Below are 26,768 nucleotides of genomic sequence, written 5' to 3' on the forward strand. Positions count from 1 at the left end.
CTAGACTCGCGAGGGACAGGGGCCGGGTACCAGAGGGCAGCACGAGCGCGAGAGGGAACTTCGTGCACGACACCTTCCGCCGCAGCGGCGACGTCGGGCAGGACATGCTCGCCGTCGACTGGGCAGCGACACCGCTCGGGTCGCCGGAAGGCTGGTCGAACAGCCTGCAGACCGCCGTGCGGATCGTGCTGTCCTCCCGCTTCTCGATGTGGATGGCCTGGGGCCCGCAGCTGACGTTCTTCTGCAACGACGCCTACCGACGCGACACCCTGGGCGCGAAGTACCCGTGGGCCCTCGGCAAGCCGGCCTCGACGGTCTGGTCGGAGGTCTGGCACGACGTCGAGGGCCGCATCCACTCGGTCATCAGCACCGGCGAGGCGACCTGGGACCAGGGGCTGCTGCTCTTCCTCGAGCGCCACGGCTACGCCGAGGAGACCTACCACACGTTCTCCTACAGCCCCCTGACCGACGACGACGGCACGGTCGCCGGGATGCTGTGCGTCGTCAGCGAGGTCACCGAGGAGGTGCTCGCGCACCGCCGGATGCAGACGCTGCGCGACCTCGGCCAGCGCTCGGCCGGCCACGACACCGTGGCCGGGGCCGTCACCGCCGCGTGCGCCGAGCTCGCGCGCAGCTCGCTGGACCTGCCCTTCACGCTGGTCTACCTGTACGACGAGGACGGGGTGACCGCCCGACTGTCCGGCTCCACGGGCTTCTCCGGGGACCACCCGGCCGCGCCGCCGGTCCTCGAGCCCACCGACGCGGTGTGGCCGACGTCCCGCCTGAGCGGGGTCACCCCGGTCGAGCTCGACGGCCGGTTCCCGGGGCTGCCGACCGGCGGGTGGGACGACCCGCCCTCGCGAGCGGTCGTCGTCCCGATCGTCCAGGGCGCCCAGCCGGCGTACGGCTTCCTGGTCACGGGGCTCAACCCGTTCCGGCCCCTCGACGACGGCTACACCGACTTCCTGGGGCTCGTCGCGGGACAGCTCGCGTCCAGCCTCACCAGCGCGCAGGCCTACGAGTTCGAGAAGCGCCGGGCAGAGACCCTGGCCGAGCTGGACCAGGCCAAGACCGACTTCTTCACCAACGTCAGCCACGAGTTCCGCACCCCGCTCACGCTGCTGCTCGGCCCGGCCGAGGACGCGCTTACCGACTCCCGGCACCCGCTCGTCGACGAGCAGCGGCACCGGGTCGAGGTGATCCACCGCAACGGCCAGCGGCTGCTGAAGATGGTCAACACCCTGCTGGACTTCTCCCGGCTCGACTCCGGCCGGGTCGAGGCGTCGTTCGAGCCGGTGCCGCTCGCCCGCTACACCCGCGAGCTGGCCAGCATGTTCGAGACCGCCGCGAAGCGCCTCGGCCTGAAGCTGACCGTCGACTGCCCGGACCTGCCGGAGCCCGTGTACGTGGACCGGGACCTGTGGGGCAAGGCGGTGCTGAACCTGCTCTCGAACGCGCTGAAGTTCACCTTCGCCGGCGACGTCACGGTCGCGCTGCGCGGCGAGGACGGCGAGGTGTCGCTCTCGGTTGGCGACACCGGTATCGGGATCCCCGAGGACGACCAGGCACACCTGTTCGAGCGCTTCCGCCGGGTGCGCCACGCCCGGTCCCGCACCCATGAGGGCTCCGGCATCGGGCTCGCCCTGGTGGCGGAGATCGCGCACCTGCACGGCGGGGACATCGACGTCGACAGCCGCCTCGGCGAGGGCAGCACGTTCCGGGTGCGGGTCCCCCTCGGCAGCGCGCACCTCGACCCGGAGCGGATCGTGGCGCCCTCGTCGAGCGAGGTCGCCCAGCAGGTCGTCGAGGGCTTCCTCGTCGAGGCGTCGCAGCTGCTCGGGTCGCCCGCCGACGCCGTCACCCCGGGGGCGGCGTCCACCGGGCCCCGCCCGCGGGTGCTGGTCGTCGACGACAACGCCGACATCCGCACCTACGTGTCGAGCCTGCTCGCCTCCCAGTACGACGTCAGCACGGCCGTCGACGGGCGCGACGGGCTGGAGCAGGCACTCGCGGACCCGCCCGACCTGGTGCTCACCGACGTGATGATGCCCCGGCTCGGCGGCTTCGAGCTGCTCACGGCGCTGCGCGGCGACCCGGCGACGGTCGGGGTGCCGGTGGTCATGCTCTCGGCCCGTGCCGGCGAGGAGGGCACGCTCGAGGGGCTCGAGGCGGGCGCCGACGACTACCTGGTCAAGCCGTTCGCCGCGCGGGAGCTGATGGCCCGCGTCCACGCCAACCTGGAGCTCGACCGCGTCCGCAGGAGCCGGGAGCAGCTGGAGCGCAGCCAGGTCCTGCTCGACAAGACTCAGCGCCTCGCGCGGGTCGGCAGCTGGGAGCTCGACCTGGCGAAGGGCACCATCCGCAGCTCGGAGGAGTTCCGCCGGCTGGTCGGGCTCAGCGCCGGCGAGATCGCCGAGCTGGGCTTCCCCGGTGCCGTCGAGGCCGTGGTGCACCCGGACGACCTCGAACGGGTGGTCGACGCCCTGGTCCGCGCCACGCCCGACGAGAGCATCCAGTACGAGGCCCGGATCCTGCGCCCCGGCGGCGAGGAGTCGATCGTCTCCGTCCACGCCGAGGTGGTCGAGACCGGCGAGGACGGGCGGCCCACGCTCCTGCGCGGCTCGCTGCAGGACATCACGGAGCGGCGCGCCGCCGAGGCCGCGCTGGCCCGCGCGGCCGCCGACGCCGAGGCCGCGAGTCGCGAGCACGCCATCGCCGACGCGCTCCAGCGCAGCCTGCTCCCCCAGCAGTCCTTCGACCTCGAGCACCTCGAGGTGGCGACGTACTACCGCGCCGGCGTGGAGGGCACCCAGGTCGGCGGTGACTGGTACGACGTGATCGAGCTCGGCGGCGGGCGCACCGCGCTGGTGGTCGGCGACGTCATGGGCCGCGGCGTCAAGGCGGCCGCGGTCATGGGCCAGCTGCGGGCCGCCGTCCGCGCCTACGCGCGCCTCGACCTGCCCCCGGCCGACCTGCTGGAGTTCCTCGACGGCCTCGTGCGGGACCTCGGCCCCGACCAGATCGTCACCTGCCTGTACGCCGTCTTCGACCCCGCCGACCGCACCCTGCGGTTCGCCAACGCCGGGCACCTGCCGCCCATCGTGGTCGGGGGCGGCGGCGGGGCGACCGTGCTCGCGGCCGCGGAGGACCCGCCGCTGGGCGTGGGCCTCTACAACCTGCGGCAGGACGAGGTCACGCTGGGTCCCGGCACCACCGTCGTGCTCTACACCGACGGCCTGGTGGAGCGACGTGGCGAGGACCTCGAGTGGGGCATCGAGTCACTGCGCGGCCTGTCCGAACGGCTGGAGGGCGAGCTGGCGCACGCACCCGAGACGCTGGTCGCCGGCCGGCTGCCCGAGGGCCCCGACGACGACGTGGCCATCCTGGTGGCCCGGGTCGACCTGGCGGGGACCCCGTCGGGCACCACCACCGGGCTCAGGCTGGGCTTCGAGTCCCGGCAGATCGACATCTCCCAGGCGCGGCACGCGGTGGCCGAGCACCTGCGCGGCATCGGGGCCGCCGAGGGCGTCATCGAGGACGCGATCCTCGTGACCAGCGAGCTGCTCACCAACGCCACCCTGCACGCCGTACCCCCGATCGAGCTGCGGGTGATCGGCGACGAGACCGAGATCCGGATCGAGGTCCACGACCACGCCAGCTACGAGCCGCGCAAGCAACGGCCCGACGCCGAGGACGAGCACGGTCGCGGGCTCCAGATCGTGGCGGCCCTGGCCGACCGCTGGGGCACCCGGCCCACCAACGCGGGCAAGACGGTGTGGTGCGTGCTGTCGCCTGTCTGACCGGCCGGGGCCTCAGCCGGCGGAGCGGACCTTCCGGGCGGCGAGCCAGGTCTCGAACCTGCCCAGGGTGGTGCCGAGGTAGTGCTGGACGCCCGCCTCGAGCTGGGCGATCTCGTCGCGCAGCGCAAACATCTGGTACTCGGCCCGACGCTCGGTCGAGCACTCGTGGTTCGGCTCGATCTGCCGGTCGAGGGATGCCCCGCACTCCGGGCAGGGCATGAACCGCGATTCGAACATGTCGCTCCCATCTCACTCCCCGCAACGGGAGGGTTCCCCAGAAGTGGAGGGTCCAAACGGCCCATTGCTACGGGTCGGCGCCGGGTCTAGCGTCGAGAGCGGGCGGGCAGGTGTCAGAGCGGAGGCTCAGATGACAGACAACGAAACCCTCGCACGCAGTCTCTACGAGGCATGGAACGAGCGGAACTTCGACGAGATGGCCGAAGCCACCGCACCCGACGGAAGCATCACCATCGTCGGCTCGGGCGACACCTTCGAAGGCCCCGAGGGAGCACGCAGGTTCGGCACGATGTGGGCCGACGGCTTCCCCGACGGCATGGTGACCGTGGACCGGCTGATCGCCTCGGGCGACCAGGTGGTCGTCGAGTACACGGGTCGCGGCACGCACACCGGGACGCTCGTCACGGGCATGGGGGACATCCCCGCCACCGGACGCAGCATGACCCTTCAGCTCTGTGACGTGATGGAGTTCCAGAACGGCAAGGTCCGGAGCCAGAGAACCTATTTCGACACCGGATCCATGATGGCCCAGCTCGGTCTCACCGCCGGGCAGGCGGCATCGGCGCAGCAGTAGGTCGAGACAACCCAACCGACACTTGTCCCCGCCCGACTCCGCGCCCGGGTGTCCCACGCCGGGGCACGCGCGGCCGGCTCCGGGACGCACCCGCACACCAGAACCCGGCGGCGGGGTAGGGACCAACGGCCCTACGCGGGAACGCCTCCGACGGCCTAGTCTCCGCGGGCGGCCTCTCGAGGCCGCTCGGAGCCAGCCGAGTCCCACGGATGTCGGGGCAACCACCCCCGAGGGCCCGGCACTGGCTGACCGCACAGGTGACGTCCGCGACGGGGAGGATCTGCACCTCTCCGGTCGCGGGCGCCACCGTGGGAACCGGCCGCCCCGACCGACGGGAAGGCCGGTGCCCTTCGGCCCTCAACCACGGGCCTGCCGCGGACCACGATGGAGCCGTGAGCAACGCGATCATCCCCGCCGCCGAGCAGCTCGCCGCTCTGGGCCAGGCCGTCGTCACCACCGACACCGAGGGCCTCGTCATCGGGTGGAACCCCGCCGCCGAGGAGCTGTTCGGCTGGACCGCCGAGGAGGCCCTCGGCCGCGACATCCAGACCCTCTGCGTGCCCGAGATCGCGCAGGACGTGTCGGTCGAGATCATGGAGGCGTTGCGCGCCGGCGTGCCGTGGTCGGGCGAGTTCCCGGTCCGGCGCAAGGACGGGACCCTCGTCCCGGCACTGGTGACCGACGCGGGGATCTACCACGACGGCGAGCTGATCGGCATCGTCGGCGTCACGACCGACCTCGGCGCGGCGCTCCGGCCGCTGCTCGAGCGTTCGGCCGACGCCACGCTGGTGCTCCGGTCCGACGGCCTGGTCACGTACGCCAGCCCCGCGGTGGAGCTGCTGTTCGGGTGGCGCGAGACGGACGTCGTCGGCAGCTCGCTCGTCTCGCTGCTGCACCCCGACGACCGCTCCCTGGTCGCCGGCTTCTTCGAGGACGCCACCCGGCAGCCGGGCGCCCGGCCGGCCCACGAGCTGCGGGTCCGGCGCGGCGAGGGCTGGGCATGGGCGGAGGTGGCCCTCACGAACTTCCTCGACGACCCGCTCGTCCGGGGCGTCGTCTGCAACCTGCGACGCAGCCTGGCGCACTCCACCGACGAGTCCGCGGAGGAGCGGGTCGCCGCCCTGGAGACCGCGCTGCGGTCCCGGCTGGTGGTCGAGCAGGCCAAGGGCTACCTCGCCGGACGGGACGGCATCAGTCTCGAGGCCGCCTTCGAGCGGCTGCGCGACCACGCCCGCGCCCAGCACCTGTCCCTGCACGCCGTGGCCGGCCGGGTCGTCGCCGGCGACCTGGCCCTGGCCGGCGCCGGCGCCGAGTGAGGCACCCCGCTCACGCGTCCGGGGACGTCCGTCCGTCCAGGCGCGCGAACATCCGTCGCTGCGCGCGGTAGAGCCCGGTGAACTCGGTGAACAGGCGGTCGTAGGTCTCCCGCCGCTCCGGCACCGGCTCGAGCCCGGCGTCCACCGGCACCAGGGCGCGGACCTCCTCCCACCCGACCGCACCCAGCGCGAGGCCGCTGAGCAGGGCCACGCCGCGCAGGCCGGTCAGCAGCGGGTCGGCCACCCGCTCGACCGGACGTCCGGTGACGTCGGCGAGGATCTGGCACCACAGCAGCGACTGGGTGCCGCCGCCGACGAGCCGCAGCGGGGCCAGCCGCTGCCCGGCGACATGGTCAGCCGCCTCCAGCAGCCAGCGGGCGTTGAGGGCCACCCCCTCGAGGACCGACCGGACCAGGTCGGCCCGGGTCGTGGCGAGCGACACGTGGTGGAACCCGCCGCGCGCGGCCCGGTCGTCGACCGGGGACCGCTCCCCCGCCAGCCAGGGCGTGAAGATGACGTCTCCCGCGCCCGGCGGCGAGGTCGCCGCCAGCGCGGTCAGCTCGTCGTACGCCGGGGGGCGGTCGCCGTCGAGGACGCGGCCGAACCACTCCAGGCAGCGCCCGGCGGTCTCCTGGTTGTTGCCCAGCAGGTAGGACTCCGCGGTCAGCCCCGGCACGGTGGCCATCTGGCGGAACAGGTCGGTCCGCTTGGCCGGCAGCGGACAGCTCACCCACGCGGTGGTGCCGATCGACAGGTGCGCCTCGTGGTCCCGGACACAGCCCGACCCGAGCGCCGCCGCGTGCAGGTCCGGCACGCCGGTCACGACCACGGCGTCGGGCGAGATGCCGAGGGTGGCGGCCACCTCGGGCAGCACCGGCCCGATGACGCTCCCGGTCGCGACCAGCGGGGGCAGCCGGCCGGGGTCGATGCCGGCGCGGCGCACCAGCGTGGCGTCGTAGGCCAGCCGCGCGGGGTGCCGGTTGTCGGTGAGCCAGGCGGCGGTCATCGAGGCCGGGGTGGCCGCGGCCACCCCGGAGAACCTCATCGCGAGGGCGTCGACCGGCTCGAGGTACCAGCGCGCCGCCTGCGCGACGGCGGGCTCGTCGAGCTGCAGGTGGAGCATGTGCCCGACCGGGTCGGCGCCGGAGGTCGAGGGGACGCCCGCGGAACGGCGTACCCAGGTGGTGAGGGCCCGGGCGCGGTAGCCCTGCACGTGACCGCCGACCAGCGCCCGGGAGCGGCCCTCGCCCTCGGTGTCGCTCCACATCAGGCAGGGACCGACCGGCTTGCCGGCCACGTCGACCGGCACCGTGCTGGCCCACTGCCCGGTCACGCACACCGCCGCCACCCGGCCGCCGTCCACGCCGCCGGTGGCCAGGGCCCGGCGCGCCGACCCCGTGACCAGCTTCCACCAGACCTCCGCGTCCTGGGTGACCCGGCCGCCGGGGCCGTAGTCGGTGTGCAGCGGCGCGGAGTTCCAGGCGACGACCGCGCCCTCGGGCGTGGCCAGGCCGACCTTGACGGCACTGGAGCCGAGGTCGACCGCGAGCACCAGGGCGTCGCCGGCGGGCGGCATCAGGGCCCCGGCGGCACCGACAGCTCGACGTCGAGCATGTCGTCCATGACCGAGACGATGAACTCCTCGGCCTCCAGGCTCATGCCGCCCGGCACGCCGCCGTAGATCGCGCCGGAGAAGGCCTGCTTCCCGGCCGCCTCCATCGTCCGGGCGTACGCCACGCCCTCGGCGAGGTCGGCCGCGAACGCGTCCACCACCCCCGGTTGCGTCTGCGGGCGGGTGACCGCCATGTGGATCGCGTTGGGGTACTGCTGGCCGTTGAAGCGCCAGCCCCGGCCGCGCATGAGGTCGGCCACGTGGTAGATGTCGAAGGCGTCCGAGGTGAAGCTGAAGCAGAACGTCGGGCTCCCCATCACCCGCAGCTCGGGGTGCGCGCCCACCACGGCCTTCATCGCGTCCGCCGTGCTGAAGATGTCGCGGGCGTAGGCCTGGTAGCCCTCCCGGCCGAGCTGGACCATCGCCGCCCAGGTCTCGGCGAGCAGCCCGCCGGACCGCGACCCCTCGATGCCCGGCGACATGTACTTGCCCCCGCTCCAGCCGGGCAGGTGGAAGTACTGCGCGTCCCGCAGCGCCCGGTCCCGGAACAGCACCGTCGAGGTGCCCTTGAAGGCGTAGCCGTACTTGTGGGTGTCGGCCGAGATGCTGGTGACGCCGGGAAGCCGGAAGTCGAACACCGGGATGTCGTAGCCCAGCTCCTGGCCGAAGGGCAGGATGAAGCCGCCGAGGCAGCCGTCGACGTGCAGGCCGACGCCGCGGTCGAGAGCGAGCCCGGCCAGGTCCCCGATCGGGTCGATGGTGCCGTAGCCGTAGTTGCAGGCGGACCCCACGAGGGCGACCGTCCGGTCGTCGATCCCGGCGGCCATCCGGTCGGGGTCGACGACCGTCGTGACCGGGTCCACCGGCACGCTGCGCAGCTCCATCCCGAGCAGGCGGCAGGCCTTGTCGAAGGCCGGGTGGCCGGTCTCCGGCTTGACGACGTTGACGCCGGTCAGCCCCCGGGCCGCCGCGTGCTCGCGGTAGGCCAGCATCGCGTGCAGGATGCTGCCGCTGCCCCCCGTGGTGACCAGGCCGCCCGGCGTGGTGTCGGTGACCGCCTCGGCGTGCAGCAGGTCGAGCGCCATCGCGAGGATCTCGCCCTCGAGCTTCGTGGCGCTCGGACACATGTCGCGCTGGAGGACGTTCACGTGGGCGAACAGGCCGAACGCCTCGGTGAGGAATCGGTAGTGCTCGTGGTCGCCGGAGTACATCGTCCCGGAGCACTTGCCGGTCTCCCAGAAGGCATCCTCCTCGGCGGCCATCGCCCGCAGCTCGGCGAGCACGTCCTCCCGGGGCGTGCCCCGCTCGGGCAGGGTGCGGTGCACCGGGAACCGGCCCGCGTAGGGGTAGTCGGCGTTCGTCATCTGCCACCTCCACCACCACGGTGGACAGGGGTGGCGGGGCCGGACAGGGCCGCAGGTCCCGCGGCCCCGGACACCCGGACCCCGGTCCGACCGGCGGGCCCCCGGGTCCGGCGCGGCATTTTCGGCGGTTGCGACGAACTGAGGCCGGTCCGATGGCCGACACGCTCGTCCGAAGCCGCCGGGTCCGTGGATGATGGGCCCACGGGCAGCTCGGGGAGGAGGTCGCAGCCGTGGACGACGGGGACGCGTGGTACCGGGCCGTGGTCGGGGGCAGCACCGACGGCCTGTGGGTCTTCGACGAGACCGGCACGACCACCTGGGCCAACGACCGGATGGCCGAGCTGCTCGGGGTCGACCCCGGCCGGATGGCCGGCTTCCGGGTCGAGGACGCCCTGGACCCCGCGGGGCGCGAGCAGTTCCGGGACCACCTCGCCGCGATGGCGACCGCCGAGGTGGGGCAGGACAACGTCGAGTCGATGTTCGTCCGACCCGACGGCAGCGAGATCTGGACGCTGGTCAGCTGGAGCCCGCTGCGCGACGGCGACGGGCGGCGTACCGGCTGGCTGCACCGGGTCACCGAGTACACCGACCGCAAGGCCCTCGTGGAGACCCTGCGCGACCGCGAGCAGCAGCTCGCCACCGCGCAGAGCATCGCCCACATCGGCAGCTGGTCGTGGGACGTGCGGACCAACACCGTCACCTGGTCCGACCAGCTCTACCGCATCTACAACCTCGACCCCGCCGAGCACGACGCGACGTACGAGGGCTTCCTCAGCCGGATCCACCCCGACGACCGCGAGCGGGTGCGCGCGACCGTGGAGTCGACGTTCGCCGGCGCCGACGAGTTCGCCTTCGACAGCCGGATCATCCGGCGCGGCGGCGAGGTGCGCTGGATCCGTGGCCTCGGCCGCGTCGAGCGCGCCGAGGACGGCACCCCGCTGGTGATGGGCGGCACCAGCCAGGACATCACCGACCTGAAGCGGGCCGACCGGCTGGCCGCCGAGGCGACCCGGCGCCTCGAGCTGCTCCAGGACATGGCGATGGCGGCGAACCAGGCCCGCAGCCTGACCGAGGCGATCGCGACGATGGCGCTGGCCCTCCCCCACTACACGACGTGGACCGCGGTGGGCGTCTACACGGTCGCGGACGACGGCACCCTGACCCGCGAGCCGTTGCAGCCCTCGGGGACGGACTGGCACCCGGAGCCCGACCCGTCGCTGGCCGAGCGGGCCCGGCTGTCCCGCCGGGTGGAGACCGGGCCGCCGGACTCCCACCCGGACACGCACAGCCTGGTCGCCGTCCCGGTGCTGCTGGCCGGCCGCGCGGTCGCGGTGATCGAGGTGCTCGCCGACGAGGTGCCGCCCGACGAGAACTCCATGTTCCTGATCGGCCAGATCTCGGGCCAGCTGAGCCTGGTCGCCGAGCGCGAGCGCAGCGCCCACGAGCTCGCCGAGGCCCGCGACGAGGCGATGGAGGCCTCGCGGCTGAAGTCGGAGTTCCTCGCCACCATGAGCCACGAGATCCGCACCCCCATGAACGGCGTGATCGGCCTCAACGAGCTGCTGCTGCGCACCGAGCTCGACGACCACCAGCGCCGGCTGGCCGAGGGGCTGCAGCGGGCCGGGCTCACCCTCCTCGGGATCATCAACGACATCCTCGACCTGTCCAAGATCGAGTCCGGCAAGCTCGAGCTCGAGGCGGTCGACTTCGACGTGCGCAGCGTGTTCGAGCAGAGCGCGGCGGTGCTCAGCGGGCCGGCCCACGCCAAGGGGCTGGAGCTGATCATGGCCTGCCACCCCGACGTGCCCGCGTTCCTGCGCGGCGACTCGGTCCGGTTCGGCCAGGTGCTCACCAACCTCGGCTCCAACGCGGTGAAGTTCACCGACACCGGCGAGGTCGTCCTCTCGGCCCGGGTGGAGCGGGAGACCCCGGAGGGCGTGGTGCTGCGCGTCGACGTCGTGGACACCGGCGTCGGCATCTCCCCGGCGGCCCGCGCCACCCTGTTCGACGCGTTCACCCAGGCCGACCCGTCGACCACCCGGCGGCACGGCGGCACCGGCCTCGGCCTGGCGATCTCGCGACAGCTGGTGGAGGCCCTCGGCGGCGAGATCGAGGTCAGCAGCGAGGTCGGCCGGGGCAGCACCTTCTCGTTCACCGCCGCGTTCGCGCGGGCCGACGGCACTGCCACCCGCAAGCCGGCCCTGCCCCGCGGGCTGCCCGGCCGCCGGGTGCTGGTCGTCGACGACAACGAGACCAACCGCTTCATCCTCACCGAGCAGCTCACCTCCTGGCAGATGCAGGTGGCGGCGGCCCCCTCGGCGGAGCAGGCGCTGGCCGCCCTCCGCGACGCCGCCGGCGAGGGCCGGCCCTTCGAGGTCGTGCTGCTCGACCTGGTCATGCCGGACACCGACGGGCTCACGCTAGCCCGGCAGATCGGCGCCGACCCGGACCTGGGCAGCCCGACGATGCTGCTGCTCTCCTCCGACCAGGGCGTGCGTCCGCAGGCGGCCCGGGAGGCCGGGGTCCACGCCTCGCTCGACAAGCCGGTGCGCCACTCCGAGCTCTACGACGCGCTCGTGGGCGTCGCCGCGTCCGGCCCGGCGGGCGAGCCGTCGCCCGCCCGGCGCCCCGACGGACCGGCGCTGGGGGTGCGGGTGCTGGTCGTGGAGGACAACCAGGTCAACCAGCTGGTGGCGACCGGCCTGCTGGAGGACCTCGGCTGCGAGGTGGAGGTCGCCTCCGACGGCGCCGAGGCGGTCGACCGGCTCGCGGGCGAACACGACTTCGCCGCGGTGCTCATGGACTGCCGGATGCCCCGGCTCGACGGCTTCGACGCCACCCGCGCGGTGCGCGCCTGCGAGGACGGCGGCCACCGCGTGCCGATCGTCGCGATGACCGCCTCCGCGCTCGAGGGCGAGCGCGAGCGCTGCCTGGCCGCCGGGATGGACGACTTCCTGACCAAGCCCGTGAACGCGTCCGACCTCGAGCGGGTGATCCGGCGGTGGAGCGACCACCGGGCCACCGGGCGGGCCGCCGCCTCGTCCCCCGACGCGTCCGCCGACGGGTCCTCGGCGGTGCCGTCCGGGGGAACGGTCCTCGACGCGGCCCGGATGCGGATGCTGCACGAGCTGAAGAAGGACGGCGTCAGCTTCTTCGAGCGGACGGCCGCGTCGTTCATGGCGCGGTCCGGCGACCAGGTGGTCGCGATCCGCGAGGCGATCGACGCCGGCGACGCCGCCCGCCTGCAGGGCGCGGCGCACCAGCTGAAGGGCAGCGCCCTCAACCTCGGGCTGCCCCTGGTCGGCGCCACGGCGGCCCGGCTCGAGGCGTGCGGCGACGCCGGCAGCACCACCGGGGCCGACGCCCTGCTGGACGAGCTGGTGCACGAGGTCGGGCGCGCGGTCGCGGTCCTGCAGGAGGCCACCACCGGGTCCCGCTGAGGGGACCCGGCACCGGTCGCTGCGAGACTGACCGGGTGCTGCCCCGCTTCGAGGTCGTCGCCCGACGACGGCCCGTGGACCTGGTCGCGCCGGGCTCCGTCCTCCTCGACCGACCCCTGGGCAGCGGCTGGTCCGAGCCGACGCCGCACCCCGCGCCGTACGCCGCGGTGACCGCGTCGCTGGCCGAGCCGCGGCCGGGCCGGCTGGTGCTGGAGCTCGCGGGCGGGCCGGTCCGGCTCACCGGCTGGGCCGACGTCGCGGACGGCACCGTCGGCCTCGAGGTGCACACCCCGGAGCGCAGCACCACGCACCGGAGCCGGCGGCACGGGCGCGCGGTCGAGCCCCTGACAGAGCTGGCACTCACGCTGACCGGGACCCACCTCACCGTCCTGACCCGGCACGTGTCCGGCTGGGTCGCGCGGGTCCGGGTCAACCTGCGGGACCGGCTCGACGTCCGCGACGAGGGGTGGCTGGCCTCGCTGCGCACCGGGCAGCGCTGGGAGGGTACGACGGCCCCGCCGGCCGGTCGTGTCGTCGGCGGCGGCTTCGGGCAGCTCGGCCTGCGCGACCTGCGCCTGGTCAGCGAGCGCGACGGCACGCCGTACCGTCTCGACGGGCGGCTGGTGCTGACCGCGACCAGCGCCGGAGCGGGCTTCTTCGACACCGCGCACACGTCGGTGTGGACCCTGGACCCGGCGAGCTACGAGCTGGCCCATCGCGCCGACCTGTTCTTCCGCCGGCCCGACCGACCCGGGGTCTTCGGCGATCACGCGACCCACCTGGTCCACGACAACGGGCGCTGGCTGGTGGCGACCAGCACCTGGGGTGACTTCGACCGCACCCTGCCCGGGGCGACCGTCGCGGTCACGCTCGCCCGCACCGACGCGGACCTGCTCGCCGGCCGGCACGTCCTCGACACCCGCCGGCTCGCGCTCCCCACCGAGGGGCTCCGCTCGGTGGGCGTCTGGGACCCGCACCTCGTGCACGGCGAGGGAGGCTGGCTGGTCGGGTACGTGAGCGCGCGGAAGTTCTTCCGGTTCCACCCCGTGCTCGCCGAGGGTCCCGACCTCGACACGCTGTCGCTGCGGGGCGCGGCGATCGACCGCACCGCCACCGAGGGCACCACGCTGGTCCGCGTCGACGGGTCCTGGCGGGTGCTCGCCAGCGACGGGCGCGACGGCCGGCGCGGGCAGCGGCGGCGGTTCCCCGTCCTCGACCTCGACCTGGCCGAGGTCGGCGCCCTCGACGCGCCGTACCCCACCAACATCCCGTGGCCGACGCTGGTGGAGCTCGGCGACGACGACTGGCTGATGGTGGCGTTCAACGGGGCGTCGTACGCCGGCCCGCTGCCCGGCTACGGCACCCACGGCGACGTGGTGCTGCTCCGCAGCGTGCCCTCCACGCGGTGACCCCGCGGGGTCCGCGGCCCTGGCTTCGACGGGCGGCCCGCCCGGCCTACGATGTGATCACGGACACGCGCCACCCCCTGCGTTCCGCGACAACAGCGCCACCACACCCCGTGGCCGACACACACAGAAAGTGGGCACCACCCATGTCTGCACCCCTCGATGCCGACGTCTTCGAGCTCGGCTCCGAGCACGAGCAGGTCGTCTTCGCCAACGACCCCGCCACCGGCCTGAAGGCGATCGTCGCCATCCACTCCACGGCGCTCGGCCCCGCCCTCGGCGGCACCCGCTTCTACCCCTACGCCTCGACCGCGGACGCGGTCCGGGACGTCCTGAACCTCTCGCGCGGCATGTCCTACAAGGCCGCGCTCGCCGGGCTCGACCTCGGCGGCGGCAAGGCGGTCATCATCGGCGACCCGGCCACGCTGAAGTCCGAGCCGCTGCTGCGCGCCTACGGCCGCTTCGTGCAGTCCCTGAACGGTCGCTACTACACGGCCTGCGACGTCGGCACGAACTCGTTGGACATGGACCACATCGCCCGCGAGTGCTCCTACGTCACCGGCCGGACCGTCGCGCACGGCGGCGCGGGCGACAGCTCGGTGCTCACGGCGTACGGCGTGTTCCAGGGCATGCGCGCGGCGGCGGAGGTCGCCTGGGGCACCGACTCGCTCGCCGGGCGGACCGTCGGCGTCGCCGGCGTCGGCAAGGTCGGTCGGCACCTGGTGCGGCACCTGATCGAGGACGGCGCGACCGTGATCGTGACCGACGTGCACCAGCCGTCGGTGGACCGGGTGCGCGAGGAGTTCCCGCAGGTCAGCGCCGTGGAGTCCACCGAGGCGCTGGTCGCCTCGCAGCTCGACGTCTACGCCCCGTGCGCCCTCGGCGGCGCGCTCACCGACGAGGTCGTCGACGTGCTGTCGGCGCGGGTCGTCTGCGGCGCGGCCAACAACCAGCTCGCGCACCCGGGCATCGAGAAGGCGCTCGAGGACCGCGGGATCCTCTACGCCCCCGACTACTGCGTGAACTCCGGCGGCCTGATCCAGGTCGCCGACGAGCTCGAGGGCTTCTCCTTCGAGCGCGCCCAGCAGCGCGCCACCGGGATCTTCGACACCACGCGTCGGGTGTTCGAGCTCGCCGCCTCCGACGGGGTCGCCCCCGCCATCGCCGCCGACCGGCTCGCCGAGCGCCGGATGCGCGACGTGGGTCGCCTGCGCGGTATCTGGCTGGGCTGACGCCCGGCCCGCTTCCCCGGCACTTTCCCCGGCTGACCGGGGGAACTGGCACTTGTCAGGGGGTGGACCACCTGACAAGTGCTGGTTTCCCCGGCTGCCCGGTGAAAGTGCCCACGCACTAAACCCCCTCCACCGGCTCAGCCGGTGGCGGAGGTCAGGTGTCCAACCCGGTCAGTCGCGCCGAGGTTCGGCGTAGTCCGACCAGTCGTCGTACTCGTCGTTGGACGAGTCCGGCTGGTCGTTGTTGCTGCTCTCGCCGCCATGCAGCTCCTGCGCCAGCTTCCCGAAGTCCGTCTCGTGAGTGCGGTACTTCAGGTCGCGGGCGACCTTCGTCTGCTTGGCTTTCGCTCGGCCGCGCCCCATAGGGTCAGCCCCCTCGCACGCTCGGCCGGGGCACTGTGGCTCCCGGACTGTTCTCAGAGTTCTCTCGTGGCCCCAACGCTACCGGTTGCCCGGCTGTTCCCGCACACCCAGGGCGGCATTTCGGAACGCGCCCCCGTGAAAACGCAGGTCACCACCCAGGATGCTGCCCGGTCAGCAGCACCTTCCCACCGTGAGCGTCGTCACGGCGGACCTCGCCGGCCACCCAGGCCCGGACCCCGTGCCCGGCCAGGACCTCGAGCGCGGTGTCGATGTCCTCGGGCGCCGTGAGCGCGACCATCCCGACCCCGCAGTTCAGGGTGGCCTCGAGGTCGGCCTGCGGGACGTCACCCACCCGGCGCACGACGTCGAACACCGGCTGCGGCGTCCAGGTCCCGCGCTCGATGGTGGCGCTCAGCTCGGCCGGCATCACGCGCTCCAGGTTGGCCGCGAGCCCCCCGCCGGTGACGTGCGACATCGCGTGGGTCGCGGTACGACGGGCCAGGTCGAGGCAGGCCTTGGCGTAGATGCGGGTGGGCTCGAGCAGCTCCTCGCCCAGGGTGCGGCCGAGCTCGGGGAGCTCGCGGTCCAGCTCCCAGCCGGCACCGCCCTTGTCGGACGGCGCGAGCAGCACGTGGCGGACCAGGGAGTACCCGTTGGAGTGCAGCCCGCTGGCCTCCATCGCGATCACCGCGTCGCCCGGACGGACCCGGGCCGGCCCCAACAGGTCGTCGGCCTCGACCACGCCGGTCGTCGCGCCGGCGACGTCGTACTCGTCCGGGGCGAGCAGCCCCGGGTGCTCGGCGGTCTCGCCGCCGATCAGGGCGCAGCCGGCCAGCACGCACGCCTCGGCGATGCCCTTGACGATCGCGGCGATCCGCTCGGGCACGACGCGGCCGGTGGCGATGTAGTCGGTCATGAACAACGGCTCGGCGCCGCAGACCACGAGGTCGTCGACGACCATGCCGACCAGGTCGAAGCCGATCGTGTCGTGCACGTCCATCGCCTGGGCGATCGCGACCTTGGTGCCGACGCCGTCCGTGGAGGTGGCCAGCAGCGGCCGCCGGTAACGGGTCAGCGCGGAGGCGTCGAAGAGCCCGGCGAAGCCGCCCAGGCCGCCGATCATCTCGGGGCGGCGGGCCTTGTCGACCCACCCCTTCATCAGCTCGATGGCCTTGTCGGCGGCCTCGATCGAGACCCCGGCCTCGGCGTAGGCCCCCTCGCGGCGGGCGGGTCCGGCGGTCGGATCGGGCTGCGTCACAGGGTCTCCTGGGCTGTGGTCGTGTCTCAGGGGTTGTTGAGGACGGGCAGCGCCTTGCCCGCGGTCGGCGAGGTCAGCGACGACTCGAGCAGGTGCTTGCCGAGCAGGCTCTCGTCGGGCAGCGCGATGGGGTACTCCCCGGTGAAGCAGGCCTGGCAGAGCCGCTCGGAGGGCACCTTGGTGGACTCGATCATCCCCTCCAGGGAGATGTAGCCGAGGCTGTCGGCACCCACGCTGGCGGCGATCTCGTCGACGTCGAGGCCGTTGGCGATCAGCTCGGCCCGGGTGGCGAAGTCGATGCCGTAGAAGCACGGCCACTTCACCGGCGGGCTGGAGATCCGCACGTGCACCTCGAGGGCGCCCGCCTCGCGCAGCATCCGGACCTGGGCCCGCTGGGTGTTGCCGCGCACGATCGAGTCGTCGACGACCACGATCCGCTTGCCGCGGATCATGTGCTCCAGCGCGTTGAGCTTCAGCCGGATGCCGAGCTGGCGCAGGGTCTGGCTGGGCTGGATGAAGGTGCGGCCGACGTACGCGTTCTTGACGAAGCCCTGGCCGAACGGGATGCCGCTCTCCTCGGCGTACCCGGCGGCGGCCGGGGTGCCGGACTCGGGCACGGGCATCACCAGGTCGGCCTCGACCGGGAACTCGCGCGCCAGGCGACGGCCCATCTCGACCCGGGCCTCGTGGACGCTGCGGCCGTTGATGGTCGCGTCCGGTCGGGCGAGGTAGACGTACTCGAAGACGCAGCCCTTCGGGGCGGGCTCGGCGAACCGGTGCGAGCGCAGGCCGTTCTCGTCGATCACCAGCATCTCGCCGGGCTCCACCTCGCGGACCACGCTGGCGCCGATCGTGGCGAGCGCGGCGTCCTCGCTGGCCACGACCCAGCCGCGGTCGAGGCGACCCAGCACCAGGGGGCGGATGCCCTGCGGGTCGCGGGCGGCGTACAGCGTGTCCTCGTTCATCCAGACGAAGCAGAACGCTCCGTTGAGCTGCGGCAGCACCTCCAGCGCCCGCTGCTCCAGCGTGGTGTCGGGGTGGTGCGCGAGCAGCGCGGTGACCAGGCCGGTGTCGTTGGTCGACGACTCCACGCCCCGCCCCTGGAGCTCGAGCTCGTCGCTGGGGCCGGGCAGGTCACTGACCATCTGCGCCAGCTCGTGGGTGTTGATCAGGTTGCCGTTGTGGCCGAGCGCGATCGAGCCGTCGGCGGTGGGCCGGAATGTCGGTTGCGCGTTCTGCCAGGTGCTCGCCCCGGTCGTCGAGTAGCGGGAGTGGCCGATCGCGAGGTGGCCCTTGAGGGACTCCAGCGTGGACTCGTCGAAGACCTGGCTGACCAGGCCCATGTCCTTGTAGACCAGGATCTGGCGACCGTTGCTGACCGCGATGCCCGCCGACTCCTGGCCCCGGTGCTGGAGCGCGTAGAGGCCGAAGTACGTCAGCTTGGCGACGTCCTCACCCGGGGCCCAGACACCGAAGACCCCACAGGCGTCCTGGGGTCCCTGCTCGTTCGGGTCGAGGGCCGCCGTCAGCCGGCCGTCGCCTCCCTTGCGCGTGCTGCTGAGGTAAGGCACGTCCCCGAGTCTAGGGCCGCGGTCGGCCCCGTCCCATTTGCCGGGTTGCCCGGAAGGCGATTTGGGCACCCGAACGGGTGAAGGACCGTAAGGTGGGTCACACCTACGGACAGCGAGAGTAGATGACCGGGCATCCCATCGAAGTGCAGCAGCGCCCCGCGCAGAGCGAGTGGTACGACACCTCGCGCGAGGCCCTCCAGACGATCGCCGAGGGCGTGACGCAGCTGGCGGGTTTCGGCGTTGCCGCGATCAGCGTGGTCCGCGACGACGGCAAGCTCGAGGTGATGGCCGTCGCGGGCAGCGACGAGGCCCGCGAGCAGCTCGAGGGCACCCGCACCCCGGTCGACCGCCTCGAGCAGGAGATCGAGAAGGCCGACGAGTGGGGCCTGCTCCGCTTCGTCCCGCACGAGCGGCTCGACCCGAGCATCGGGGACACCTGGGGCTGGGTCCCCGACATCACCCCGCTCGCGGAGCCCGACGCCTGGCACCCGCTGGACCTGCTGATCGCCCCGCTGTACGACGAGAAGGGCGAGCTGCGCGGCACACTGGCCATCGATCTGCCCGTGGACGGCAAGCGCCCGGGCACGGCGCGACGCCAGCTGCTGCAGCGGTACGCCGAGCAGGCCGGCCGGGCGGTCATCACCGCGCTGGAGCGCGAGGCCCTCTCCCACCAGGTCCGACTGGCCGAGGCGGCCCGCCAGGTGGTGCGCCGGGCCAGCGCCCAGCTGCGCATCGACCGCATCCTCAGCGACATCCGTGACGCACTGATGCGGGGCTTCCAGGCCCGGGGCCTGTGGATCCAGACGATCGACGAGGACGGCCACGGCACCGGCGCGGTCTACTCGGCCGACGGCGTGCAGGTGGTGCTCACCGGCGAGCTGATGCGGATCGCGGAGACGGCCGCGCGACGCGCCTGGGAGGGCCAGCGGGTCGAGATCGTCCAGCGAGGCCGGCCGTTCGGCCCCTCGATCTCCGGGGAGGACGGGGAGCGGATCCTGGGCTTCCTCGACACCATCGGCATCGGCTCGCTGCTGTTCACCCCGCTGGGGGCCGGTCCCGAGTGCCTGGGCAACCTGGTGCTGACCCGCACCGAGGAGGACGCCGACTGGAGCAGCGTCGAGATGGCCGCGGCGCTCGACATCGGCCACGACCTCGGCCGGGCGATCCTCAACGCGCGCACCTTCGAGCGCGAGCACCAGCTGGTCGAGGAGCTGCAGGCGCTCGACACCTACAAGAGCCAGCTGATCGCCACGGTCTCCCACGAGCTGAAGAACCCGCTCACCGCGATCATGGGACACCTCGAGATGCTGGAGGCGTCCCCGGACCTCACCGGCACGACGCGCACCTCGCTCGCGGCCATGGAGCGCGGCACGAACCGGATGGTGCGGGTCGTCGAGGACCTGCTGCTGCTGTCGAAGGTCGGCGACCCGGACAACCCGGTGATCCCCGCCCCGGTCGACCTGCGCCGGATCGTCGACGACGTGGTGGACCTGACCTCGGTCGCGGCGGAGCGCAAGGCCATCGAGCTCGCGGTCGACGCCCCGCGGGAGCCGGTGCTCGCGATCGGCGACCACGACGAGCTGGACCGGGTGTGCGCCAACCTGGTGAGCAACGCGGTCAAGTACACCCCCGACGGCGGCCAGGTCACCGTGGCGCTGGCCGCCTGCGGCGACGAGATCATGCTCTCCTGCAGCGACACCGGCCTCGGCATCTCCGCCGAGGACCAGGGCCACCTGTTCCGGGAGTTCTTCCGCAGCACCAACCCCGACGCCCGCTCCCAGCCCGGCACCGGGCTCGGGCTGGCGATCGTGAGCCGGATCGTGCAGCGGCACCGGGGCCGGATCGAGGTGGAGTCCGAGCTCGGCAAGGGCAGCACCTTCCGGGTCCTGCTCCCCGCCGCGCCGGGCTGACGCCCACCGCTGGGCCTCACATCTGGCGCTCCCCCTGCCGGATCGCCTCGCGGATCCGCGTGTAGGTCCCGCAGCGGCAGATGTTGCGGATGCCGTCGAGGTCGCTCTCGGTGATCGCGCGGCCCTCGCGGCGCACCTTCCGCACCAGCGCCACCGCGGCCATGATCTGACCGGGCTGGCAGTAGCCGCACTGCGCGACGTCGCGGTCCACCCAGGCCCGCTGCATCGGGTGCAGGTCCTCGCCGACGGTGTCGGGCAGCCCCTCGATGGTGGTCACCTCGTCGTCCGGGCGCAGGTCGCCCACCCGCACCGAGCACGGGCTGAACGCGCGGCCGTTGATGTGCGACGTGCACGCCTTGCAGACGTTGATGCCGCAGCCGTACTTCGGGCCGGTGACCCCGAGCAGGTCGCGCAGGACCCACAGCACCCGTACGTCGTCGTGGACGTCCACCGTGATGCTCTTGCCGTTGAGGACGAAGGTCTGCTTGGGCATGATCTGCTCCTCAGTAGGTGTGGTCGAGCCCGTTGACGGGCGACTGCGGGACGGACGGGACGAACGACTTGGGCTTGAACGAGAGCGTCCCGTGGTTGATCGGGAAGCGGGTCGGCATCGTCCCGGTCGCCCGCGCGTAGGCGCACGCCACGGCGGCCGCCGAGGCCGCGACGCCGGCCTCACCGGCACCGCCCGGCTGCTCGGAGTCCGAGGGCATCACGTGGACCTCGAACTCCGGCGGCACGTTCCACTGGCGCGTGTAGAAGTAGTTGTCCCAGCTGGCCTCGAGGAAGTGGCCGTCACGCAGGTGGCAGCTGCTGGTGAGGGTCAGCGCCATCCCGTCGGAGAATCCACCGATCATCTGCGCCTCGAGCCCGCGGGGGTTGATGACCAGGCCGGCGTCCACGGCGAGCACGGCCTTGGTGACCCGCGGGCCGGTGACCGCGTGGTAGATGTCGCGACCGACCGTCGCAGGTCGGCAGTCGATCTCGACCAGGACGGCGGTCGCACCCTTGTACTCCTTGTGGATGGCGATGCCCTGGGCCACGCCGTCGGGCAGCTTCCGACCCCAGCCGCCCGCGTCGGCGGCCTTCTGCAGCGCCGCCCTGGTCCGGTCGTCCTTGAGGAACTCGAGGCGGAACGCGAGCGGGTCCTTGCCCATCTGCTTGGCGATCCTGTCGATGACCAGCTCGTTCGCGACCGCGGTGTCGGGCGAGTAGATGTTGCGCATGCTGCCGGTGTTGAAGCGGTCGTCGGTCTCGTCGAGCAGCTGGGTGACCAGGCCGAAGTCGTAGGGCAGCTCCTGGGTGAGCGTGAAGATCGTCTCGGAGAAGCCCAGGCCGCCGAGCGTCCGGCCCACCTCGGTGGGAGCCTCGTCGATGGTCGAGGTGATGATCTCGCCCAGCCCGTGGCTGAAGTCGGTGACCACGCTGGTGTTGCGCTGCTCGAAGCTCAGCACCTGGCCGGCGAGGTGGGTGGCACGGATCCGCGAGGTGACCATGGGGTGCAGCCGGCCCTGGCGCGGCTCGTCGGCGCGGTGCCACATCAGGCGCACGGGCTCGCCCATCGCCTGGGAGATCTTGGCCGCCTCGATGGCGGCGTCGCTGAAGAGCTTGTGCCCGAAGGACCCGCCCCCGGTGATCACGTTGACCCGCACCTGGTCCTGCGTCATGCCGAGCGCCCTGGCGATGTTCTGCTGGGCCAGGATCGGGACCTTGAGACCGGCCCAGATCGTGGCCCCGTCCTCGCGGACGTCGGCGACGGCGCAGTTCGGCTCGAGGGCGGCGCTGCTGCGGAACATGAACGTGAAGCTCTCCTCGACGGTCTTCGCCAGGGGGTTCACGTCGGGGACCGCGAGCGGGACCTCGGCCTTGCGCAGCCGCGCCAGGATCGTCTGGTCCGACTCGCCCTCGACCGGCCCGGGGTTCCAGACGACGTCCATCTTGCGGATCGCGTCGATGCACTGCCCGAAGGTCTTGGCGCGCACGGCGATGCCGGTGTCGACCTTGGCGACGTTCTTGACGCCGGGCATCGCGAGGATCTCGCGCTTGTTGAGCAGCCGCTTGGGCGTGCCGTTGAGCGTCGGTGGCCGGCAGACCATCGTCGGCAGCGCTCCGGGCACGTGGAGGTCCATCGCGAACTTCTTCTGCCCGGTGACGGCCGCGAGGGCGTCGTCGCGGTTGCGCGGGGTCCCGATGACCGAGAAGTCCGAGGCGTCCTTGAGCTCGACCTGGACCGTGCGGTCGGTCGTGCTGGCCGCCCTGGTGGCCAGCTCGCCGTAGGTCACCGAGCTGCCGTCAGGGGCGGTGATGATGCCCTCGTGGCTCTGCAGCCGGGCCACCTCGGCGCCGAGCTGGATCGCGGCGGCGTCCAGCAGCGCCCCCTTGGCGATCGCGGCGGCGACCCGGACGGGGGTGTACGTCGAGACCGTGGTGTTCGAGCCACCGGTGAGCTGGTTCCAGACGAGCTCGGGGCGCGCGGGGGCGAGCGTGACGATGACCTTGTCGAGCGGCAGGTCGAGCTCCTCGGCGATGAGCATCGCCGTGGAGGTGGTGATCCCCTGGCCGACCTCCATCCGCGGGATCGCGAAGGAGGCGGTGCCGTCCTCGTTGATCGTGACCGTGATGAGGTTCGCGGTGGGCTGGGCGGCGTCGGTCTGCAGGTCCTCGAGGTCGTAGAGCTCGGGGACCTGGACGCCCGAGGGCACCGCACCGCGCGCGGCCTGGGCCAGACCGAGGTCGGCGGCGGCCACGAGGGTCGCCCCCGCCATCACGTAGCCGAGGAAGCTGCGGCGCCGGACCGACAGGGCCCGGCCCGACAGGGAAAGGGGGTCGTGGGCGTGCGCGGTCATGCGTCCTACCTCCAGAAGCATCGGCCCGGCATGCCGGGCATCGTGCTCCCTCCCCGACCCAAGAGTGACAGCCGTCACGCGCCGGCACCATGCCCGGGGTGCCCACGATTCGGGGCTGCCGGTTGTGCAGAGTGCACACCGGGGTCAGCGGTGCGCGCCCGCGCCGAGGGCCCGGAGCGCGAGGCCGAGCTCGAGCGGGGGCACGCCGTCGAACCGGTCCTGGCCGGTGAGCGTGGCGACCCGCCGCAGCCGGTTGATCACCGTGTTGCGGTGGCAGTGCACCCGGGCGGCGGTGTGGGCCGTCGAGCCGCCGGTCGCGACCCACGCCTCGAGCGTGTCGAGCAACGGGTGCTGCTCGGCGGCCGGCAGCGCCAGCAGCGGACCCAGCCAGACCGCGACCAGGCGGCCGGCCACCTCCGGCGCCGTCAGCAGCAGGGCGTCGGGCAGGCAGTCGTCGAACGCGGCGACCCGCTCGACCCCCGGCGTGCGCAGCGCCAGCGAGGCCTGGCGCATCCCGGTGTCCACGCCCGCAAGGCCCGAGACGACCGCCGAGACCCCGGCCGGCCCGTCCGCCCGGTCACGGAGCACCGCGAGCACCCGCTCGGGCGATGTGCCGCCGAGCGGGACCAGCCCGACCACGCCGCCCGTACGGCGTACCCACACCGAGGGCCGGGGTGCGAGGGCCTCCTCGAGGCGGTAGCTGTCGAGGCGCTCGCCGACCACCACGAGGTAGTCGCCGGAGACCGGGACATCGAGGATCCGGGCGGCCTCGTGGGCGAAACCGGGCTCCTTGGCCCGGCCGCCGAGGAGGCCCTCCCACAGCTCGGCGCGCAGCTGCTCGTCGGCGCGCACGGCGGCGCGCTCGGCGACGTGGTAGGCCGCGGCCACCTGGGCCGAGGTCTCGTCGACGACCTCCCACAGCCGGGTGCCGACCTCGCGCAGCTCCTCCGCGTCGAGCGCGGACCGGGCCTGCTCGACCAGGTCGTCCCAGATCAGCCGGCCGCCCATCCGGAAGGAGCGCAGCACGTCGTCCAGCGGCAGCCCCTGCTCGGCGCGGCGCCGGCCGGTCGCGCGGGCCGCGTCGTACGCCGCCTCGTGCGCTGCGTCCGGCGGCTCGCCGTCCTCACCGGGCCTGCGGGCCCCGTCGACGGCGGCCGCCAGCAGCTCCAGGACCCGGCGGATGTTGTCGTGGCAGGAGTCCCACAGGTCCGCGCGCGGCACCAGCCGGGTGGCCCGGTAGCCGGGGTTGCTCGCCTCGATGGTGGCGACCAGCCGGTCGGTGAGCGGTTCGAGCCGGGCGCGCCGGTGCCCGGCGAGGAAGGCCAGGGTCGCGGCGCGCACGGCCGGGGTTCGGAGCCGGGTCGATCAGAGATTGCCGAGGTTGTGCAGCAGCAACGCCTCGGCGAGCACGACCCGCTCGAACTCCGCGAGGTGCAGGCCCTCGTTGGCGCCGTGGGCCCGCGTGTCGGGGTCCTCGACGCCGGTCACCAGCACGCTGGCCCGCGGGAACGCGTCGAGGAACTCGGCGATGAACGGGATCGACCCGCCGACGCCCATGTCGACCGGCTCGGTGCCGTCCCAGGCCTCGGCGAAGGCGCCGCGCGCCGCGTCGTACGCCGGACCGGTCGCGTCGATCTGGGTGGCCTCGCCGGTGTCGACGACGGTGACCTTGAGCTCCGCGCCCCACGGCACGTGGGACTCGAGGTGGGCCTTGAGGCAGGCCAGGGCGTTCTCGGTGGTGTCACCGGGCGCGATGCGCATCGAGATCTTGGCGCGGGCGGCCGCCACCAGGGTGTTGCTGGCGCCGTCGACCTTGGGGGCGTCGAGGCCGGTGATGCTCAGCGACGGCTTGGTCCACAGCCGCTCGACGGTCGAGCCCTCACCGATCCACTCGATGCCGGCGACCGCGCCGGACTCGGCGCGCAGCCGCTCCTCGGGGTACTCGACGTCGGCGGCCGGGCCGCTGTGCAGGCCCTTGACCGCGACGTTGCCGGCGTCGTCGTGCAGGCTGGCGATGACCCGGCTCAGCGTGATGAGGGAGTCGGGCACCAGGCCACCCCACATGCCGGAGTGGACGGCGTGGGTGAGCGTGCGGACCTCGACGTCGACGCGGACCAGGCCGCGCAGGCTGGTGGTGAGCGCCGGCACGCCGATGTCCCAGTTGCCGGAGTCGGCGATGACGATGACGTCGGCGCTGAGCTTGTCCTGGTGCTCCTTCAGCAGCGCGGGCAGGGTGTCGGAGCCGACCTCCTCCTCGCCCTCGATGAACATCGTGACGCTGACCGGCAGGTCGTCGCCGTACACGCGCAGCGCGCCGAGGTGGGCCGCGATGCCGGCCTTGTCGTCCGCGGCGCCGCGGGCGTACAGGCGTCCGTCGCGCTCGGTCGGCTCGAACGGCGGGGAGTCCCACTCTGCGTGGTCGTTCTCGGGCTGGACGTCGTGGTGGGCGTAGAGCAGCACCGTGGGCGCCCCCGCGGGCCCGCGCTTGTGCGCGATCACCGCGGGTGCGCCGTCGTCGGCGCTGACGATCTCGACGCTGTCGAAGCTCTCGGCCCGGAACAGCTCGGCCACCGCCTCGGCGCTGCGCTGCACCTCGCTCGCCCGTGCCGGGTCGGCGCTCACCGACTCGATCCGGACCAGGTCCTCGAGGTCCTTGCGGATGCCCGGAAGCACCTCGGCCACCTTGTTCCTGATGTCGTCCACGCTCGTCATGGCGGCCAACCTATCCGGAGGCGGGTGGCTTCGACTCCGGCGGGATAGTCCGGCACGTTCTGGTTGTTCCATGGCCACGATCGGCAACCAGAGCGTGCCGGACTATCTCAATCCAGGGGCAGGTACGGCGTCAGGTCGGCGCGCTCGCCGGAGGCGCGGACCCGGGCGGAGTCGGCGGCGGAGGGCCAGTCGAGGGCGCCGGTGGCCAGGGCGATCCAGGTCTCCGCGTCCATCTCGACCACGGCCGGTGGGGTGCCGCGGGTGTGGCGGACGCCCTCGACGACCTGGACCGCGGCGTACGGCGGGACCCGGACCTCGACCGACCTCCCGGGCGCGCGGGTCTCCAGCAGCGCGAGGTAGTGCTTGGTCAGCAGCCGCAGGTCGGCCTTCTCGGCGTGCCCGGCCTCGAGCCGGGCGCGCGCGTCGGCCACGGCGGCGGGGTCGGCGGGGCGGAGGCGTGCGGGCACGGGCGAATCCTAGGAAACCGGGCCCTCGTCCGCGTCGTCGCGGTGCGTGTCGGCGAGCTCCGGGTAGGGCTGCAGCATCGAGAAGAGCAGATAGGTACGACGCTGCTCGTCGCTGCCGCGGGTCCGGCCGGCCCAGCGCACCAGCACCTCGTCCAGCTCGAGGGCCAGCTCCCTGGCCTCGTCCTTGGTCAGCCGGATCGGCTGGTCGGTGATCGAGCGGAACGTGTCGTCCTCGCGGTGGGTGGCGTACGCCGCCTCGACGACGCCGTGCGCCCAAGCGGTCGAGCTGCGCCTCCAGACGGAGACCGCCGACTTGCCGCCGGGCGCCTCCTCCATCTCCTTCAGGTCCAGGCGGATGCCACGCTCCGAGGTCGGCCGCCACACCCGGTCGCGCTGGTCGCGGCCCTCGCCGGGGGCCTCCTCGATCAGGCCGTACTTCGCGAGCTGGCGCAGGTGGAAGCTGGCCTGGTTGGCCGGGATGTCCAGCACGCGCGCCACGTCGGCGGCGCGCATCGACCCCGCGGCGTACATCTCGTCGAGGATCCGGCCGCGGGTCGGGTGGGCGATCGCCCGCAGCACCCGCGGGTCGTGGATCGGCTGACCGAGAGGGAACTGCTCGCTGGTCATGGCCCGACCCTAGCAAATTCCGCAAATACAGTTGCG

19 protein-coding genes are annotated in these 26,768 nt (G+C 73.2%); 7 read left to right on the forward strand and 12 right to left on the reverse strand.

The window, feature by feature from the left end; translation table 11 throughout:
- Positions 1–62 precede the first annotated feature (62 nt).
- On the forward strand, positions 63–3,800 hold the full coding sequence (locus tag ABD268_RS03365) for a SpoIIE family protein phosphatase (protein WP_344147538.1): 3,738 nt from the start codon (positions 63–65) through the stop codon (positions 3,798–3,800).
- A 12-nt stretch (positions 3,801–3,812) separates the two neighbouring features.
- Here ABD268_RS03365 and ABD268_RS03370 read toward each other — a convergent pair whose 3' ends face one another.
- Positions 3,813–4,037 (reverse strand): hypothetical protein, encoded by a 225-nt coding sequence (locus tag ABD268_RS03370; protein WP_344147541.1) that lies wholly within the window; start codon positions 4,035–4,037, stop codon positions 3,813–3,815.
- 130 nt (positions 4,038–4,167) lie between these two features.
- Between ABD268_RS03370 and ABD268_RS03375 the strand changes: the two genes are divergently transcribed.
- Positions 4,168–4,611: an ester cyclase gene (locus ABD268_RS03375; protein WP_344147544.1), complete on the forward strand. Its 444-nt coding sequence runs from the start codon at positions 4,168–4,170 to the stop codon at positions 4,609–4,611.
- 392 nt (positions 4,612–5,003) lie between these two features.
- Positions 5,004–5,927, forward strand: coding sequence for a PAS domain S-box protein (locus ABD268_RS03380; RefSeq protein ID WP_344147547.1), 924 nt, complete (start codon positions 5,004–5,006; stop codon positions 5,925–5,927).
- Positions 5,928–5,937: 10 nt separating this feature from the next.
- Here the strand turns inward: ABD268_RS03380 and ABD268_RS03385 are convergent, their stop codons facing one another.
- Together ABD268_RS03385 and ABD268_RS03390 are read right to left on the reverse strand one after the other, a co-directional pair.
- On the reverse strand, positions 5,938–7,503 hold the full coding sequence (locus ABD268_RS03385) for a xylulokinase (RefSeq protein WP_344147550.1): 1,566 nt from the start codon (positions 7,501–7,503) through the stop codon (positions 5,938–5,940).
- The gene (locus ABD268_RS03390; protein ID WP_344147553.1) at positions 7,503–8,903 is read right to left on the reverse strand and encodes a pyridoxal phosphate-dependent decarboxylase family protein; all 1,401 of its coding nucleotides are present in this window, start codon (positions 8,901–8,903) and stop codon (positions 7,503–7,505) included. Before ABD268_RS03390 ends, ABD268_RS03385 begins: the two co-directional genes overlap by 1 nt.
- 230 nt (positions 8,904–9,133) lie before the next feature.
- Here ABD268_RS03390 and ABD268_RS03395 point away from each other — a divergent pair, with 230 nt between their 5' ends.
- From ABD268_RS03395 to ABD268_RS03405, 3 genes are all read left to right on the forward strand, one after another.
- Positions 9,134–12,343 carry a response regulator gene (locus ABD268_RS03395; protein ID WP_344147556.1) on the forward strand — a complete coding sequence of 1,070 codons (3,210 nt, stop codon included), beginning with the start codon at positions 9,134–9,136 and terminating at the stop codon, positions 12,341–12,343.
- Positions 12,344–12,378: 35 nt separating this feature from the next.
- The gene (locus ABD268_RS03400; protein WP_344147559.1) at positions 12,379–13,752 is read left to right on the forward strand and encodes a hypothetical protein; all 1,374 of its coding nucleotides are present in this window, start codon (positions 12,379–12,381) and stop codon (positions 13,750–13,752) included.
- A gap of 143 nt (positions 13,753–13,895) precedes the next feature.
- The gene (locus ABD268_RS03405) at positions 13,896–14,981 is read left to right on the forward strand and encodes a Glu/Leu/Phe/Val family dehydrogenase (protein ID WP_344147562.1); all 1,086 of its coding nucleotides are present in this window, start codon (positions 13,896–13,898) and stop codon (positions 14,979–14,981) included.
- A gap of 171 nt (positions 14,982–15,152) precedes the next feature.
- Here ABD268_RS03405 and ABD268_RS03410 read toward each other — a convergent pair whose 3' ends face one another.
- The 3 genes from ABD268_RS03410 to purF all read right to left on the reverse strand — a co-directional run bounded on the left by ABD268_RS03410 (position 15,153) and on the right by purF (position 18,173).
- Complete coding sequence (locus ABD268_RS03410) at positions 15,153–15,344, reverse strand: DUF3073 domain-containing protein (protein WP_180934629.1); 192 nt, start codon at positions 15,342–15,344, stop codon at positions 15,153–15,155.
- A 148-nt stretch (positions 15,345–15,492) separates the two neighbouring features.
- Complete coding sequence (purM, locus tag ABD268_RS03415; RefSeq protein WP_344147568.1) at positions 15,493–16,602, reverse strand: phosphoribosylformylglycinamidine cyclo-ligase; 1,110 nt, start codon at positions 16,600–16,602, stop codon at positions 15,493–15,495.
- Positions 16,603–16,628: 26 nt separating this feature from the next.
- Positions 16,629–18,173, reverse strand: a complete 1,545-nt coding sequence (purF, locus tag ABD268_RS03420) for an amidophosphoribosyltransferase (protein WP_344147571.1) — start codon at positions 18,171–18,173, stop codon at positions 16,629–16,631.
- Between the two features lie 122 nt (positions 18,174–18,295).
- Here purF and ABD268_RS03425 point away from each other — a divergent pair, with 122 nt between their 5' ends.
- Entirely contained in the window at positions 18,296–20,083 is a 1,788-nt protein-coding gene (locus ABD268_RS03425) for a sensor histidine kinase (RefSeq protein ID WP_344147574.1), read from the forward strand.
- Between the two features lie 16 nt (positions 20,084–20,099).
- Here ABD268_RS03425 and ABD268_RS03430 read toward each other — a convergent pair whose 3' ends face one another.
- The 6 genes from ABD268_RS03430 to ABD268_RS03455 form a co-directional block, all read right to left on the reverse strand.
- Complete coding sequence (locus ABD268_RS03430; protein WP_344147577.1) at positions 20,100–20,576, reverse strand: (2Fe-2S)-binding protein; 477 nt, start codon at positions 20,574–20,576, stop codon at positions 20,100–20,102.
- A 10-nt stretch (positions 20,577–20,586) separates the two neighbouring features.
- Positions 20,587–22,926 (reverse strand): molybdopterin cofactor-binding domain-containing protein, encoded by a 2,340-nt coding sequence (locus ABD268_RS03435; protein WP_344147580.1) that lies wholly within the window; start codon positions 22,924–22,926, stop codon positions 20,587–20,589.
- A gap of 144 nt (positions 22,927–23,070) precedes the next feature.
- Positions 23,071–24,267, reverse strand: coding sequence for a PucR family transcriptional regulator (locus ABD268_RS03440; RefSeq protein WP_344147583.1), 1,197 nt, complete (start codon positions 24,265–24,267; stop codon positions 23,071–23,073).
- A 24-nt stretch (positions 24,268–24,291) separates the two neighbouring features.
- Positions 24,292–25,638 carry a dipeptidase gene (locus tag ABD268_RS03445; RefSeq protein WP_344147586.1) on the reverse strand — a complete coding sequence of 449 codons (1,347 nt, stop codon included), beginning with the start codon at positions 25,636–25,638 and terminating at the stop codon, positions 24,292–24,294.
- 107 nt (positions 25,639–25,745) lie between these two features.
- Complete coding sequence (locus ABD268_RS03450; RefSeq protein WP_344147589.1) at positions 25,746–26,105, reverse strand: sterol carrier family protein; 360 nt, start codon at positions 26,103–26,105, stop codon at positions 25,746–25,748.
- Positions 26,106–26,114: 9 nt separating this feature from the next.
- Positions 26,115–26,732, reverse strand: a complete 618-nt coding sequence (locus tag ABD268_RS03455) for a winged helix-turn-helix domain-containing protein (protein ID WP_344147592.1) — start codon at positions 26,730–26,732, stop codon at positions 26,115–26,117.
- Positions 26,733–26,768 lie beyond the last annotated feature (36 nt).

The organism is Nocardioides koreensis (assembly GCF_039531775.1).
GTDB classification, from domain to species: domain Bacteria; phylum Actinomycetota; class Actinomycetes; order Propionibacteriales; family Nocardioidaceae; genus Nocardioides; species Nocardioides koreensis.